The following is a 14,035-nucleotide window of genomic DNA, read 5'->3' on the forward strand; positions in this document are numbered from 1 at the left end:
TAAAAAAGCCGCCTGGGGCCTGAAATACACCCGCTCGATCTCCGATCCGAAGTTCGAAACCGGCACCGTCGAGACCGACAAGGAACTGCTGCGTAATCTGGTCGCCTACTACTGCGTCCTGGAAGGCATCTTCTTTTACTGCGGTTTCACCCAGATTCTGTCCATGGGCCGCCGCAACAAAATGACCGGCGTGGCCGAGCAGTTCCAGTACATCCTGCGCGACGAGTCGATGCACCTGAACTTCGGTATCGATGTGATCAACCAGATCAAAATCGAAAACCCGCACTTGTGGGATGCCGAGATGAAGGAAGAAGCGACCCAGATGATTTTGCAAGGGACTCAGTTGGAGATCGAGTACGCTCGCGACACCATGCCTCGCGGTGTGCTGGGCATGAACGCGGCGATGATGGAGGACTATCTCAAGTTCATCGCCAACCGTCGCCTGTCGCAGATTGGCTTGAAGGAAGAGTACCCAGGCACGACTAACCCGTTCCCGTGGATGAGCGAGATCATGGACTTGAAGAAAGAGAAGAATTTCTTCGAGACCCGTGTGATCGAGTATCAAACTGGCGGCGCGTTGAGCTGGGATTGATTCCTACGCCAGGTAACATTCAAGAGCCCTGACTTGTTCAGGGCTTTTTTATGCACGGTGAATTGCCACTTTTTGAAGCACATCGCGTCAAGCACCTTGCCCAGAAGGGTTCGGATCGCACCACCAATGCTGTAGCCTTGTGCCCCAACTGCCATCAGCGTTGTCACCGGTCGAGTGATCGGGACGCTTTCACCGAAGGGCTTTACGCCAAAATCGGAAGATTGGCACGGGAGTAGACTCCTGCTGTCACACCTGATGCACGCACAAAAAATACTAGATAGGACCGAGGCCAACCCGTGAACCCAGACATGCTCGAAGACGGCCCCATCGACGCCAAAGTACTCTCCGTCTTTGACTTCGACGGCACCCTCACCCACCACGACAGTTTCGTGCCCTTCCTCAAGTTTGCCTTTGGCCCCGGTGAGTTTTATGGCCGGATGGTCAAGCTGGCGGTGCCTGGGCTGCGCTTCTTGGTGCGGCAGATCAGCCGGGATGAGTTGAAGGCGCAGTTGATTCGCACCTTTATGACCGGGGTGCAGAAGACGTGGGTGCAGCAGAAGGCCGAGGAGTATTGCCAGCGTAATTGGGCGCGGTTGATGCGCCCGGCGGGCGTGCTGTCGGTGGAGCAGGAGTTGGGCTCGGGGGCGGTGGTGACGTTGTGCTCGGCGTCGCCGGCGTTGGTGTTGCAGCCGTTTGCCGATCGGCTTGGGATCAAGTTGATTGGGACTGAGCTTGAGGTGGTCGACGGGGTGTTGACCGGCAAGCTCACCGGGAATAATTGCCGTTGTGAGAACAAGGTGCTGCGGCTTGAGGCGGTGTATGGGGATTTGGGCGAGTATCGGCTGCGGGCCTGGGGCGATACGCGGGGGGATAGGGAATTGTTGGCGGCGGCGCAGGATGCGCATTTTCGGCACTTTCATGCGAAGAAGAAACGGCGGGCTCGGTTGCAGCGGTGATGCGGGTGGGTGGGGTTGGCGGAGGGGACCGAGGCGATCCCTTCGCAGCCTCGCTGGGGCTCGACAGCTCCCACATTTGATCCGTGCATCTCAGTGGAATGGTGTTTACGTTGTAGTTTTGGGGTCTACGCCGAGAGCCGTTGCAGACGCTTTTACCGTCAGGCTTCTTGAGCGGACGACGCGTTGCAGGTTCTTGCTGATATTTACACAGGATCCGGCTATTAATAGCCAAATTCCCACGGACCGAGCCCCATGAAATTCGACACGGCCTACAGCCTGGCTCTCGATGACAAGTTGTCGATCTACGACGTACGAGAGCTGAATTTCGACGAAACCGCTGACTTCGATTCCGACAAGGACCGCTTCCTCTGCCCCAACGACGCGTGCCGCGCAGCGTTCGACGCCGGCAATGTGTTGAGCACCTTCAACGCCAAGAACGTCAATTACCTGCGCACCCCACACTTCAAGAACAAACCCGGCACCCGGCATATCGAAGGCTGTCGCTATGCCAGCAGCCAAAAGACCGCGGCCGGTGAAAGTGAGGACGAGCGCGAGGACAACTTCCCATCGGAATTGGTACTGACACGCCGTCAGTACGAACGTAAAACACCTGCTGCCGGCATCGATGGAGGCGCCCCACAAGAGCCAACGAAAACGCCTTCAAATCGCGTTGAGAAATCCCATGTCAGCAGCGACACAACCCCGGACAAAACCAGCGTGTTCGCCCATCCGGTGGAATGCTATGTGTCGAACATCGATGACAAGGACAAGCTCAAGGCCATGCCCTTGAAGATTGGTGAGCACACGGCGACTTACTGGTCGTTCTTCAAGAAAATCGAATACCTGCAAGACAACAAGGGCCTGATCTACTGGGGCAAGATCAAGGAAATCAAAGACTACACCAGCAGCTTTCGCATCGATTTCGAAAAGAAAGTGTGGCTCGACAAGAAGCCTTATTCGGTCAACGTCTACCTGAACAAAAAGCTCATCGAAAGCTACCGCAAGCGCACGGTTTTCCTGGAGCAGATCAAGGCAGCGGCCAGCAGCGAGCGACCGCTGTATTGTTTCTTCTACGGAGTGACACCGGAACTCAAGCAGGTGCCCAGCAAGAAAAACCCCGAGCAAACGTTCGGGGTATTCAGTGCGAATATCGAGAACCTGGATCATCTGATTATCCGGGAGGCGTCGGGAATGGAATAACTGGGCGTTGAAACAGCGACGAAAAAATCCAGATGATGAGCGGTACAAACAACTGTACAAAAACACAGTATAGTTGCGCCTCCCCCGTCGAACCTGGAGAACCCCCATGTCCTCTCTGGCAATGAGCTCTTTCGTAGAACAGCAGATCGTCCTGCACCAATTCACCGCCAAACACTGCGCACAGGCCCGCGTTATGCTGGGCTGGAGCCGCGAACATCTGGCTCGCCAGGCGGGCGTGGCGGTAGAGGCGATTCAACAATTGGAGGCCCACGGCGAAGTCGACGATGAAACCCGCCTGATCCTGGCGTTTTGCCTGGAGGCGCAAGGGCTGGTGTTCTTCCCGGGGTTTGCGCCGGGGTGGGGCATGAGTGTGCGCCGATTTGACACCGTAACCGCCGAGCCCACAGCACCAGGCCTCATTTCTCGGTTGATGGGTTCAACAACGGCGTCAGTTGATTCACCAACTCCTCAACCGAATGGTGCGTAGCGTCCAGCCGGATCACCGGGCAGCTCAACGGTTTCAACCAGGTTTCATGCCGACGCAGGCTACGTAGGCTGTGATTGCCAGTATCGTAGCGTGCGGCCCAGGTGAGAAAGGCGACACTGTTTTGATGGCGGCTGCCACCTTCCAGAATCTGCTCCCCGTAGCGCTGCGCTTCTCGCAGGCGCAGGCGTTGCAGGCGCACTTGCGGTTCTACGCGCAGGAACACCACATGGGTGAATAGCGGGATCATCGCGTCGCCCCAGCCGCAGAGTGACCCCGACAATACCCAGCCTTGATGGCCGGCGGTGTGTTCCTGCAGCAGGCGGAGGCGTTCGTCCCGGAGCCGGGCGATGGAAAAGGGTTCGAGGGTTTGCTGCCAGTAATAGAAATCGGAGTCGAAACAGGCAATATTCAGGTGCTCGGCCAATACCTTGCCCAAGGTAGTGCAACCGGTGCCCGCTGCGCCGAGGATATGAATTCTGTATGCCATGGCGTCCCTCCATGGCATTGAGTGTAAACCGTGAAGTTTCAGGCCGGCAGGTTCAGTGCCCGGCACTCCTTTTGCGATGCAAAATGACCTGACCGATCAAAGCCCAGGCTTGGTTGCCGTTTGTGCGGCCTGCTCATACCCGTGGGCCACCGCCAACAACGTGGGCTCGCTCCAACGGGTGCCGAAGAAGTGGGCGGCCGTGGGTAAACCGTCTTCGTTCGTGCCGGAGGGTACGGTGATACCTGGGTAGCCGGCCGCTGCTACGCCGAAGTAACTGTTGGTATCAAAATCCGACACTATGGCGTCCAGTTTATAAGTCTTGATCGGCTCATCCACGCTGCTGCGAAAATCCTCGATCAGTTTTTCCCACGCCCTTTCGCGCTGTTCTGGCGCCAGTGTGGAGGCATTGATCTGCTTGAGCAGGGGCTGATGATCGGTATCCGTGCCGTCACGGTCTTCGTTGAACTTGATCAGCTCAGCCAGTGACTTGACTGGCAATCCCGTGCGCTTGGCCAAATAGCCATTCAACTCTTCGTTTACATCCGATAACAACAGTTCTTCATAGCGTGACTCATCTGCCATACGCAGGTTAATCGGCACTAAAACCGCCCCTTGTGCCTTAAGCACCTCCAGTGCTTTGCTGAATTGCGCACTATTTTCCACAGCCTGAACTTCACCGTTTGCAGAAAACGTCTTGGGATATCCAATACGCTTGCCCTTCAACGCACCAGGTACCAATAACTGCGTGTAATCAACCCCTTCTGGAGCGCCCACGCTCGCCGGATCGTGGAGGTCGCGGCCAGACATGGCGTTGAGCATCAGCGCCGCATCGAACACCGACCGTGCCATCGGGCCCGGTGTGTCCTGGTGCTGGCTAGCCGGGATAATGCCATTGCGGTCCAACAAACCGACGCTGGGCTTGAGCCCAACCACACCATTAAACGCTGCGGGCACGATAATCGAGCCGTTGGTTTCGGCCCCCACCGCCAAGGGGGCCAACCCTGCGGCGACGGCTGCGGCCGAGCCGGAACTGGAACCACCCACCTGCGCGTCCGGATGATGTGGGTTGCGAGTCTGACCACCGCGGGTACTCCAGCCATCGGGAGCGCCGCGAAAACCGGCCAGCTCCGTCATGTTGGTTTTACCGAGAATCACGGCGCCCTGGCTGATCAGGTATTCAACTAATGGAGCGTTTTTACCCGCCGCCTCCCCTACCAGAGCAAAGGCACCTGCACTGGTTTGCATGCCTGCAGTCTCAATGGTGTCTTTGAGCAAGATAGGTATTCCGTGCAGTGGTCCGCGCACCTTGCCATTGGCCCGTTCCTGGTCCAGCGTGCGGGCGCTTTCAAGCGCTTGCGGGTTGAGTTCAATAACAGAACTCAGCTGCGGATCCAGCGTGCGGATGCGCTCCTGAAAATAATTGACCAGCCCTTGCGAGGTGATGCCTCCCGGTCGCGACATCTGCTCAGCCAGTTCGCGCACACTGGCATATTCCGTCCCGGCGGGGATAGGTTTTGAAATCGCTGGCGACGATTGAACAGGCAAAGTGTTATGTGCGTAGTTAACAAAAAAACTTACACCAGAGCCGATACCAAACATGAAATATCTCCTGCGAGAGGAAGAAATGGCGAAGGATCCCGATTGACCCAGGTGCCAGTCTAAAAACTCCCCTCCCGCCAAGAAGCGCGACATCGGTAGTTCATCCTGTTGGATTGTTCAGCACCTCCTGTACTCCCAGACGTCGAGCACTGCGGTATCCCAGTACGAGTGCCGTAAGGGAATCCTTCGACCACCGCGCACCGTAGAACCACAACACTGCACCATCCTCAAGCGGTTCGTTAAGCCTTGGGTAGCCACTCCAGCATGCGTCGTGGAAGGCGGCGTTCTGGCTATCGGCCACCAGAGCGTCCAGTTGGTACGCGCGCACAAGCTCATCGATTTCATTGCCGCCAGAGCGCGGATCATCGGCGTGGCGCGCAGGCACCGGCACCAAGTTGGTTCCGGCCCGGCGCAGAACATCCAACGCGCGCAAGAATGCCACCCCGTGTTCGATCGGTGTTTGATCACGCCCCCACCGCTGGGCGAACCCCACGCGCCTGCCGCTCAACGTCGAGGCAGCGCTGAAAGTGCTATTGTTCTGTACCAGAGGCACCTCGACCATCACCGGCCCTGAGGGCTCCAGGCCGCTCAAGGCAATCAACGACAACGAGGGATCGCGCGTAGGTTTCAGGGGAAGAGCCGGTGCGTTATAGCCGGGGATTGGTATGCTGGTGGCCAAAGCAGGATCGGCACCAAAAGCGATGCTGCGTGAGTTTGTAGGGCCAGTAGCAGGATGGATACTCGCAGCGGGCTCCTCGAGCCCCGGCGCCAATTGCTTGGATGGGCACGCCATGCCGACTCGCCAATATTTGCTACATTCACTTTCCATCGGAACTACCCCGAAAATAGATTCTCGGAGATCATCGCACCCTTGACTGGCGCCTGTCGCAGCCTTGAAACAGCTTGAAAACTCCTTTTTCCGCGGCCATCGCTGTCAGCTGGCGAGGCGCTCCTGCGTACCCTCAGTCTCCACCTCCAACCACCACGCATGGCCGCGCTCGGGCTGGTTCAAGCGAAACGCCTGCCCCATCGCCGGGGTGGTGATCGATACATTGCGCTCCCAGGCCAGGGCCATGATGCGGTCGAAGGGTTCGTGCCAGGCATGGAATGCCAGATCGAAGGTGCCGTTGTGAATGGGCAACAACCAGCGCCCTTTGAGATCGATATGCGCCTGCAAGGTTTGCTCCGGTTGCATGTGCACATGGGGCCAATCGACGTTGTAGGCGCCGGTCTCCATCAGGGTCAGGTCAAACGGGCCATACTGCTCGCCAATGCGCTTGAAACCATCGAAATAGCCAGTGTCGCCACTGAAGAAGATGCGCCGCGCATCGTCGATCATCACCCAGGAACACCACAGGGTCTGGTTGCTATCAAACAGGCCGCGTCCGGAAAAATGCTGTGCCGGGGTAGCGATAAAACGAATGCCATCGACTTCCGTGCCCTGCCACCAATCCAGCTGACGGACTTTATTGGCATCGATCCCCCATTTGATCAGCGTCTCGCCCACGCCCAGGGGCGCCAGGAAGTAGCGGGTCTTACCAGCCAGTTGCACCACAGCCTCGTGGTCAAGATGGTCATAGTGGTTGTGGGAAAGAATCACCGCCTCCAGCGGTGGCAACGCTTCAAGGCTGATAGGAGGGGCGTGGAAACGCTTGGGGCCTGCCCAACTGAACGGTGACGCGCGCTCGGCGAATACCGGGTCGGTAACCCAGAATTTACCGCGCATCTTCAGCAGTACCGTCGAATGCCCAAGGCGGAACACCGTGTGGTCGGGTGCCGCCAACAACTGCTCGCGGGTCAGTGGCTGCACCGGGATCGGCCCCACTGGCCGCGTAGTGCGTGGTTTGTTGAACAGCATGTTCCAGAAAATGCGCAAGGTTTTGCCAAAACCGCCGTGTTGCACCGGGGCGTCATTGGTGAAGTGCCCCTGGTCCTGCCCGGCAGGCTGGAGCGCTGCAGGCGCAGGGTCGACACGGGTTGAAATCGTGGCCATTACCGAGTGACTCCTACAGTACGAAGAAGAATTACACTGCACAGTGTAGTTTCTAGATTGCAACAAAATCCGGAGCAAGTAAACTGCTGAGTGTAATTTCCTGATTGAGTCGAATGCCATCCATGACTGCCCCCAAGCGCCTCACCGAGCGTAAACGCGACGCCATCGTGGCGGCGGCGATTGCCGAATTTCGCGAGAACGGTTTCGAGGTCACCAGCATGGACAAAGTTGCCGCCACCGCCGGCGTTTCCAAGCGCACGGTGTACAACCACTTTCCCAGCAAGGAAGAGCTGTTCGCCGAGATCCTGAGCCAACTGTGGGCCAGCAGCGTTGCCCAACTGGACGTGAACTACGCCAGCGACCAGCCGCTGCGCGATCAACTGCGCAAGTTGCTGGAAGCAAAAATGAAGATGATGTCGGACGCCAACTTCCTCGACCTGGCGCGCGTGGCCATTGCTGCCACCATCCATTCGCCCGAACGTGCGCAAGATATGGTCAATCGCCTCAGCGCACGGGAAGAAGGTTTTACCCAATGGGTGCGCGCTGCCCAGGAAGACGGCCGCCTCAACTGTACCGATCCAGCTTTCGCGGCTCACCAGATCCAGAGCTTGCTCAAGGCCTTTGCCTTCTGGCCGCAAATCACGCTCGGCCAGCCCACCCTCGATGTGGCCGCCCAGGCCAACGTCATCGAATCTGCAATCGACCTGTTCCTCGCCGGCTACGAAGTGCGCACCCCACCCCTGTATCAGGACCTGTTGCCGGGGCGACATTAAAGGTCGCTTTTGGCGCATTCACCCGCTGTTTTGCGCAAATGGCCTGAAAGGACACTGATTATTCCTACAGGAATAATCGACAATATCGGCCGCTATTATCCGATCATCGACGCCGACCGTTGACGCACGCTGTCGCACCTGCAAAAAACAGCTGACCCAGGACACTATGGAAAACAGACGAGGCAAAGGGCTTTCATTTGCCAGACGTATCTACAAGCCAAGGATCATCGGCCTGGGTATCGGTAGCATCAGCGTAATCGGCGCGTTGTATCCCTTGTCAATGCCAGGCTGGGTATGGGCGTTGTTGTTGTTCAATGGCCTTGCCTGGCCGCACGTGGCTTATCTGATCTCGACCCATTCGCCGTTTCCCTATCAGGCCGAACGGCGCAACCTGCTGTATGACTCATTGTCGGGCGGTTTCTGGGCAGCGGCCACCCAGTTTTCGCCACTGACGGCCGTCACCATTCTGTCGATGATGGCCATGAATAACGTCGCTGCCGGTGGCACACGCTTGCTCCTGCATGGGCTGCTCGCACAAGCCGCCGGCATCGCGATAGCCTGGAGCCTGTTCGGGGTCAAGTTCGATTCCAGCGTCAGCCTTTCCGAGGTCTACACCTGCTTGCCGATGCTGACGCTCTACCCGATGGCCATCGGCATGGTCTGTTATCAGTTGGCAATCAAACTGTCGCAACATAAACGCGCCCTCAGCGCCCTGAGCCGTATCGACAGCCTGACCGGCCTGCTCAACCATGGCTCATGGAAAGACCTGCTGAACCTCAAGTTCCATAAGTGCCAACAGCAACAAAGCCAGGCGACCATTGCCCTGATCGATATCGACCACTTCAAGCGTATCAACGATATGCACGGCCATACCGTCGGGGATGCGGTACTGCGCCAGTTGAGCCAGGAATTACGCCAGCACCTGCGCGAAGAAGACCTCGCCGGCCGCTACGGAGGTGACGAGTTCTGTGTGATCCTTCCGAAAATGCCCTTGCAAGATGCTGCGCGACTCATGGAACAGATGCGCGAAAAGTTCAGTAACTACCGCACTGCGCAGATCCCCGAATTACGCGTGAGCCTGAGCATCGGCCTGGCGGATTTTCAACCGGCCTTCAAGGATGCGGTCATGTGGCTCAACGCTGCGGATCGCGCGCTGTACGCTGCCAAGAACAGCGGCCGCAACCGCGTCAGGACCAGCGATCGAAGATCGCCTGTTCAGCCGCAGTTGTCTGATAACACCTCGTCCGAATCTTCGTCGGCGGGCCTGCCGCAATAGCATAATGCCGCCATTGGTCGGCTACCCGAAAATGCCCCTGCTCAAGCAGCGAACTTCTGGGCCGGCCGATCACTCTGAACCCCTTGTTCCACCCCCTCTGTCAGCATCAGGAAGCTGGCAATGAGCAAGTCAACCGTAAGGCCTGGGGCCCTACGGGGTCAGGCGCAAATACATGGATACCGCATATGCTTGCATGCCCGAGCCCTCTAACATGCTATTTAACACCCACAAGAAAACCATCAGCACCCTGCAACACAGCATTGCCCAACAGGCCAGCCTGCTGGATGCCATCGAGCGCTCCATGGCCGTCATCGAATTCGACCTGCAAGGCACTGTGCTGCGGGCCAATGAGAACTTCTTCAAGACCATGGGTTACCGCTCCGAACAGGTCCTGGGCCAGTCCCACCGGATGTTCTGCACCCCCGCGTTCGCCCGCAGCGCCGAGTACAACCAACTGTGGACGCAGCTGCGCAACGGCCAATTTCAGTCAGGCACCTTTGAGCGGGTGGGTGCCAAGGGTGATTCGGTGTGGCTGGAAGCCAGCTACAACCCGGTACGCGATGAAGCCGGTCACGTGACCAAAGTGGTGAAGTACGCCATGGATGTCACCCCACGCCTGCAAGCTGAAAGTGAAGCCAACGCCAAGCTGCAAGCCATCGACCGCGCCATGGCGATGATCGAGTTCAACCTCGATGGCACCATTATCACAGCCAACGCAAACTTCCTGCAGCGCATGGGGTACAGCCTGACGCAGATCCAGGGCAAGCATCACCGCCTGTTCTGCACACCCGAACTGGCCAACAGTGCAGCCTACAGCGAGTTCTGGAAACGCTTGAACCAGGGCGAGCTGTTCAATGGCCAGTTCGAGCGGGTGGATAAAAACGGCCAGGTGGTGTGGCTGGAAGCCAACTACAACCCGGTGTACGACGCCAGCGGGCGCCTGTGCAAAGTGGTGAAGTTCGCCTCCGATGTTACCGCCCGGGTCCAACAACATGCCACCGAGGCGCAGAGCGCGGCCCAGGCTTATCACCTGTCATTGAGCACCCAGGAGATGGCCGAAAAAGGCGCCGAAGTGATCCAGAAAACCGCCACCGGTATGCGCGAAATTGCTCGGGATATCGACACATCCTCGCAACTGATCGCCAAGCTCGGCGAGCGCTCGCAGCAGATCACCGCCATCGTCAACACCATTCGCGGCATCGCCGACCAGACCAACCTGCTGGCTCTCAACGCCGCCATCGAAGCCGCACGCGCCGGCGAGCAGGGCCGTGGCTTTGCCGTGGTTGCCGATGAAGTGCGGCAGTTGGCGGCGCGCACCAGCGGCTCCACCGCCGAAATTTCCGGCATGATCGCCATGATCCAGGACGAAACCCGCCAAGCCATCGACAGCATGGACGCCACCCGCGACCGTGCCGCCCACGGCGTAGAACTGGCCAACCAGGCGGGCACGGTGATCCTGCAGATTCGCGAAGGCACCGGCGAAGCGGTCCAGGCGGTGAGCGCGTTCGCCAACGACCGGGGCAATCGCTGACCGGTTCTTCATGTCGGTGGCTGGTGGGCTCGGTCTATAGTGTTGGTTGTCTTTACGCTAAGCACTCGAGCCCGCCATGACCCCAGACAAACCCGAATCCGCCCCCACTGACCACTTGCGTTTCCACCGCGGTCACGCGCACCTGGCGCCGACCTTTGGCAACGACACCTTTGCCCTCAAAGCCGAGGCCTTCGCACGCTTTTTTGGTACCCCGACCTTCCTGGGCGCACAAACCGCGATCGTCGTGTTATGGGTGGTGTTGAATGTGACCGGCGTCACCCACTTCGACGTCTACCCGTTCATCCTGCTCAACCTGGCCTTCAGCCTGCAATCGGCTTATGCCGCGCCGCTGATCCTGCTGGCCCAGACGCGCCAGGCTGCGCGGGATAAAGCTCAGTCCGACGCCGACGCACAGCATCGCGAAGCCCTCGCCACCGCCAACACCGAACGCCAGGCCCAGGCGGCCCAGACCACCAAGCAATTGATGGAACTGCTGGAGCAGAATACCCGGCTGACGGAAATGACCAAGCAACTGACCGAGCGCATCGAGACCCTGACGTGCGAAATGCATGCGCAGTTTGTGCGTAAAGCCTAACTTCGCCGCCCGCGCACATGCCGCCCCAGTTCATCAAACAGCGTGACCACCGAGCGCAATGCTCGGCAATCAGGCCGTGTCAACAGCCACAGCGCGGTGTCGTGCCCTACCAATGCAGGGCTCAGTGCTTGCAAGCCTTCGCCCATTAGAAAATCCGGCAACGCCGCCACACCCAACCCGGCGCGCACCAGTTCAGTCACCGACTGCATGCTGTTGCAGCAATAACTGGGACGCACACCTGGCAAATGTTCACGGCGCCAGGCTACCGTGGGGTGGTCGGGCAAAAAGTCGTCCGGAGCGATCCAGGCCAGGTCGGCCAGCGCCTGGCCTGCATGCCGATGAGCATAGTCGGCACTGGCGTACACTTGGTACGCAACAGTTCCCAGGCAACGTCCGACCAGATGCTCCGGCGGTTTGCTGGTCAGGCGCAGGGCAATATCCGCATCACGACGGCTGAGGTTGGCGAAGTCATTGGACGTGCTCAGTTCCAGCACCAGTGCTGGATAGGCCGGCATGAACTGCGCCAGGGCCGGCAGCAGCAACCCTTGCAACACCGAGTCGGTGCAGGTCAGGCGCACGGTGCCGCTGATCACTTCTCCACCCTGCTCCACACCAATGCGCGCAGCCTCCAATGCGAGTTCTGCGCGTTCGGCCTGTTGCGCCAGGTTGCTCGCCAGGCTGGTGGGCAAGTATCCGACGCGGCTTTTTTCAAATAAGGTCTGGCCCAGGGCCGACTCCAACCGCCGCACCGCACGGAACACCGTAGACACGTCCACCCGCAGCAACGCTGCCGCCCGTGCCAAGGTGCCGCCACGCACCAGGGCAAGGATCAATGACAGGTCGGGGTAGTCAAGTTGATAGTGCGTGGCTGCATTGAGCATGTGCGTAAATGCCAATATTGATTGCGCGAACGCCAATTTATAGTGGGTATCAGCACACCACAAGCCATGGGACATACATGATGACAGCCCCCGCCCTGCACCTCGCCCTGATCGGCGACTACAACCCTGATGTGATCGCCCACCAGGCTATCCCGCTGGCGCTACAGCAGGCCGCCGCCGCCCTGGGTCTGAGCGTCCAGGTGCAATGGCTCGACACCGACACACTCACCTGCACCTCTGCCCTGCACGGTTTTGACGGATTCTGGTGCGTCCCCGCCAGCCCCTATTGCGACACCGAGGGCGCACTGCGGGCAATCCGTTTTGCTCGCGAGCAAAGACGCCCTTTCCTCGGCACATGCGGTGGTTTTCAACATGCTGTATTGGAATATGCCCGCAACGTACTGGGTTGGGCCGATGCAGAGCATGGCGAGTTGGCTCCAGACGCTGAACGCGCCGTCATCACGCCCCTGAGCTGCTCCCTGGTAGAAGTGAACGACACCGTGCGCCTGGCCCCTTACACCCGTATTGCCCAAGCCTACGCCAGCGTGGATATCCACGAAGGCTATCGATGCCGCTACGGCATCAACCCCACGTTTGCTGGCGCACTGCTTGAAGGCAACCTGATTCCCACCGGCCACGATTCAGCGGGCGATCTGCGCGCCGTGGAGTTGCTCGACCATCCGTTCTTCGTCGCCACCCTGTTCCAGCCTGAACGCGCTGCGCTGAACGGCATCACCCCGCCCTTGGCACTGGCCCTGCTCAAAGCGTGTCGAGGGGCATTGGTATGATCGCCAAGACACCGGCCCCGCCTTATTACGCGGTGATTTTCAGCTCACTGCGTACCGATGGCGACCAGGGTTATGGCGAGGCCGCCTCGCGGATGCTGGCACTGGCGGCGGAACAACCTGGGTTTCTCGGGGTGGAGTCGGCGCGAGAAGATGGGTTGGGGATCACAGTGTCCTACTGGACCAGCGAAGCGGCGATCCTGGCCTGGAAACAGCAGGCCGAGCATCGGCAGGCGCGTGAGCGAGGGCGGGCCACTTGGTACACAGCGTTTCACACGCGGGTATGCAAGGTAGAGCGGGCGTACACCTACCCTCGTTGAAACACTACCCCTCATTTGACCCTCACCGACCAGAAAAAGCTGCGGGCTAGCTCACCAAACTGCGCAACGCACTGATCTGCGGGATCTCCACCCGGCGCATATACACCCGCAACGGTTCGGTGATGTTGATGCGGTCATCGATGTTCTGGTCCAGCAGCAACTGTATGCGTTCGCGGCACAGGGTCATGGTGTGGTCGGCGGCCGGTAGCCAGACGAATTCGGCGGTGGGAATGATGCCGTCATCGGCCACGTCCATGCCGAAGGCATCTTCGCTGAAACGCACGATGTACTGGCCGGTCTTGCGATTGAGGCCGACAAAACCCTGGAGTTGGTCGGCGGCCTGGCAGATAAGTTCTGAAGTGATGCGCATGGTAAACCTCACTGAAAAGTCCCATAGGGACTGGAAAGATGGTTTACACGCGTGGCAAAAAATACTGCCCTCTGACGGGGCAGCTATGGCCAAGAATACTGCAATGCAGCACAAAAAAACCGACAAAATTGGCTCGCGCGCACGTTAATGTCGGTTTGGTGATAGCGCCTTTCGCAATCAATTGTTAAAA

Annotated in this window: 16 protein-coding genes and 1 pseudogene; 11 read left to right on the forward strand and 6 right to left on the reverse strand. The window is 58.8% G+C overall.

The genetic code is table 11. The features are described 5' to 3' along the window. The 5 genes and pseudogenes from E3O56_RS13375 to E3O56_RS13395 form a co-directional block, all read left to right on the forward strand. Positions 1–592 (forward strand): ribonucleotide-diphosphate reductase subunit beta (locus E3O56_RS13375; protein WP_219273132.1); only part of this gene is annotated, 592 nt, incomplete at its 5' end. 74 nt (positions 593–666) lie between these two features. Beyond that, positions 667–828 (forward strand): annotated as a pseudogene (locus E3O56_RS13380) (HNH endonuclease); the annotation flags it as partial. Between the two features lie 72 nt (positions 829–900). Further along, positions 901–1,548 (forward strand): HAD-IB family hydrolase, encoded by a 648-nt coding sequence (locus E3O56_RS13385; protein WP_248128413.1) that lies wholly within the window; start codon positions 901–903, stop codon positions 1,546–1,548. 252 nt (positions 1,549–1,800) lie between these two features. Then, entirely contained in the window at positions 1,801–2,748 is a 948-nt protein-coding gene (locus E3O56_RS13390; protein WP_078822120.1) for a hypothetical protein, read from the forward strand. A 106-nt stretch (positions 2,749–2,854) separates the two neighbouring features. Then, a complete protein-coding gene (locus E3O56_RS13395) occupies positions 2,855–3,235 on the forward strand; it encodes a helix-turn-helix transcriptional regulator (RefSeq protein ID WP_032803685.1) in 381 nt (126 codons plus the stop codon). Here E3O56_RS13395 and E3O56_RS13400 read toward each other — a convergent pair. The 4 genes from E3O56_RS13400 to E3O56_RS13415 all read right to left on the reverse strand — a co-directional run bounded on the left by E3O56_RS13400 (position 3,165) and on the right by E3O56_RS13415 (position 7,314). Next, the gene (locus tag E3O56_RS13400) at positions 3,165–3,722 is read right to left on the reverse strand and encodes an AAA family ATPase (RefSeq protein ID WP_032879814.1); all 558 of its coding nucleotides are present in this window, start codon (positions 3,720–3,722) and stop codon (positions 3,165–3,167) included. The genes E3O56_RS13395 and E3O56_RS13400 overlap by 71 nt on opposite strands. A gap of 96 nt (positions 3,723–3,818) precedes the next feature. Beyond that, a complete protein-coding gene (locus tag E3O56_RS13405; RefSeq protein WP_248128404.1) occupies positions 3,819–5,321 on the reverse strand; it encodes an amidase family protein in 1,503 nt (500 codons plus the stop codon). A gap of 100 nt (positions 5,322–5,421) precedes the next feature. After that, positions 5,422–5,928 carry a hypothetical protein gene (locus tag E3O56_RS13410; protein ID WP_248128405.1) on the reverse strand — a complete coding sequence of 169 codons (507 nt, stop codon included), beginning with the start codon at positions 5,926–5,928 and terminating at the stop codon, positions 5,422–5,424. A gap of 327 nt (positions 5,929–6,255) precedes the next feature. Next, the gene (locus E3O56_RS13415; RefSeq protein WP_078822123.1) at positions 6,256–7,314 is read right to left on the reverse strand and encodes an MBL fold metallo-hydrolase; all 1,059 of its coding nucleotides are present in this window, start codon (positions 7,312–7,314) and stop codon (positions 6,256–6,258) included. Positions 7,315–7,436: 122 nt separating this feature from the next. On the opposite strand from E3O56_RS13415, the gene E3O56_RS13420 reads away from it, so the two are divergent. From E3O56_RS13420 to E3O56_RS13435, 4 genes are all read left to right on the forward strand, one after another. Further along, on the forward strand, positions 7,437–8,087 hold the full coding sequence (locus E3O56_RS13420) for a TetR/AcrR family transcriptional regulator (RefSeq protein ID WP_148853731.1): 651 nt from the start codon (positions 7,437–7,439) through the stop codon (positions 8,085–8,087). Between the two features lie 166 nt (positions 8,088–8,253). Then, positions 8,254–9,363, forward strand: a complete 1,110-nt coding sequence (locus E3O56_RS13425) for a diguanylate cyclase (protein ID WP_081883330.1) — start codon at positions 8,254–8,256, stop codon at positions 9,361–9,363. Between the two features lie 211 nt (positions 9,364–9,574). Continuing rightward, positions 9,575–10,894 (forward strand): PAS domain-containing methyl-accepting chemotaxis protein, encoded by a 1,320-nt coding sequence (locus E3O56_RS13430; protein ID WP_248128406.1) that lies wholly within the window; start codon positions 9,575–9,577, stop codon positions 10,892–10,894. Between the two features lie 76 nt (positions 10,895–10,970). Beyond that, positions 10,971–11,489: a DUF1003 domain-containing protein gene (locus E3O56_RS13435; protein WP_032879806.1), complete on the forward strand. Its 519-nt coding sequence runs from the start codon at positions 10,971–10,973 to the stop codon at positions 11,487–11,489. Here the strand turns inward: E3O56_RS13435 and E3O56_RS13440 are convergent. Then, positions 11,486–12,370, reverse strand: coding sequence for a LysR family transcriptional regulator (locus tag E3O56_RS13440; protein WP_248128407.1), 885 nt, complete (start codon positions 12,368–12,370; stop codon positions 11,486–11,488). The genes E3O56_RS13435 and E3O56_RS13440 overlap by 4 nt on opposite strands. Before the next feature lie 80 nt (positions 12,371–12,450). Between E3O56_RS13440 and E3O56_RS13445 the strand changes: the two genes are divergently transcribed. Together E3O56_RS13445 and E3O56_RS13450 are read left to right on the forward strand one after the other, a co-directional pair. After that, positions 12,451–13,158, forward strand: coding sequence for a CTP synthase (locus tag E3O56_RS13445; protein WP_248128414.1), 708 nt, complete (start codon positions 12,451–12,453; stop codon positions 13,156–13,158). Next, the gene (locus tag E3O56_RS13450) at positions 13,155–13,475 is read left to right on the forward strand and encodes an antibiotic biosynthesis monooxygenase (RefSeq protein WP_032879804.1); all 321 of its coding nucleotides are present in this window, start codon (positions 13,155–13,157) and stop codon (positions 13,473–13,475) included. Before E3O56_RS13445 ends, E3O56_RS13450 begins: the two co-directional genes overlap by 4 nt. Positions 13,476–13,521: 46 nt before the next feature. On the opposite strand, the gene E3O56_RS13455 is transcribed toward E3O56_RS13450, so the two are convergent. Continuing rightward, positions 13,522–13,845, reverse strand: a complete 324-nt coding sequence (locus E3O56_RS13455) for a DUF2025 family protein (protein ID WP_005790675.1) — start codon at positions 13,843–13,845, stop codon at positions 13,522–13,524. Positions 13,846–14,035: the final 190 nt, after the last annotated feature.

It is taken from the genome of Pseudomonas sp. W2Aug9 (assembly GCF_023127755.1).
Lineage (GTDB): Bacteria > Pseudomonadota > Gammaproteobacteria > Pseudomonadales > Pseudomonadaceae > Aquipseudomonas > Aquipseudomonas synxantha_A.

Excerpts from the sequence above, each read along its gene's own strand:
- E3O56_RS13435 (WP_032879806.1), top strand. The coding sequence starts at position 10,971 with ATGACCCCAGACAAACCCGAATCCGCCCCCACTGACCACTTGCGTTTC.
- E3O56_RS13420 (WP_148853731.1), top strand. The coding sequence starts at position 7,437 with ATGACTGCCCCCAAGCGCCTCACCGAGCGTAAACGCGACGCCATCGTG.
- E3O56_RS13415 (WP_078822123.1), bottom strand. The coding sequence starts at position 7,314 with ATGGCCACGATTTCAACCCGTGTCGACCCTGCGCCTGCAGCGCTCCAG.
- E3O56_RS13390 (WP_078822120.1), top strand. The coding sequence starts at position 1,801 with ATGAAATTCGACACGGCCTACAGCCTGGCTCTCGATGACAAGTTGTCG.
- E3O56_RS13400 (WP_032879814.1), bottom strand. The coding sequence starts at position 3,722 with ATGGCATACAGAATTCATATCCTCGGCGCAGCGGGCACCGGTTGCACT.
- E3O56_RS13405 (WP_248128404.1), bottom strand. The coding sequence starts at position 5,321 with ATGTTTGGTATCGGCTCTGGTGTAAGTTTTTTTGTTAACTACGCACAT.
- E3O56_RS13450 (WP_032879804.1), top strand. The coding sequence starts at position 13,155 with ATGATCGCCAAGACACCGGCCCCGCCTTATTACGCGGTGATTTTCAGC.
- E3O56_RS13445 (WP_248128414.1), top strand. The coding sequence starts at position 12,451 with ATGACAGCCCCCGCCCTGCACCTCGCCCTGATCGGCGACTACAACCCT.
- E3O56_RS13395 (WP_032803685.1), top strand. The coding sequence starts at position 2,855 with ATGTCCTCTCTGGCAATGAGCTCTTTCGTAGAACAGCAGATCGTCCTG.
- E3O56_RS13385 (WP_248128413.1), top strand. The coding sequence starts at position 901 with ATGCTCGAAGACGGCCCCATCGACGCCAAAGTACTCTCCGTCTTTGAC.
- E3O56_RS13425 (WP_081883330.1), top strand. The coding sequence starts at position 8,254 with ATGGAAAACAGACGAGGCAAAGGGCTTTCATTTGCCAGACGTATCTAC.
- E3O56_RS13430 (WP_248128406.1), top strand. The coding sequence starts at position 9,575 with ATGCTATTTAACACCCACAAGAAAACCATCAGCACCCTGCAACACAGC.
- E3O56_RS13455 (WP_005790675.1), bottom strand. The coding sequence starts at position 13,845 with ATGCGCATCACTTCAGAACTTATCTGCCAGGCCGCCGACCAACTCCAG.
- E3O56_RS13440 (WP_248128407.1), bottom strand. The coding sequence starts at position 12,370 with ATGCTCAATGCAGCCACGCACTATCAACTTGACTACCCCGACCTGTCA.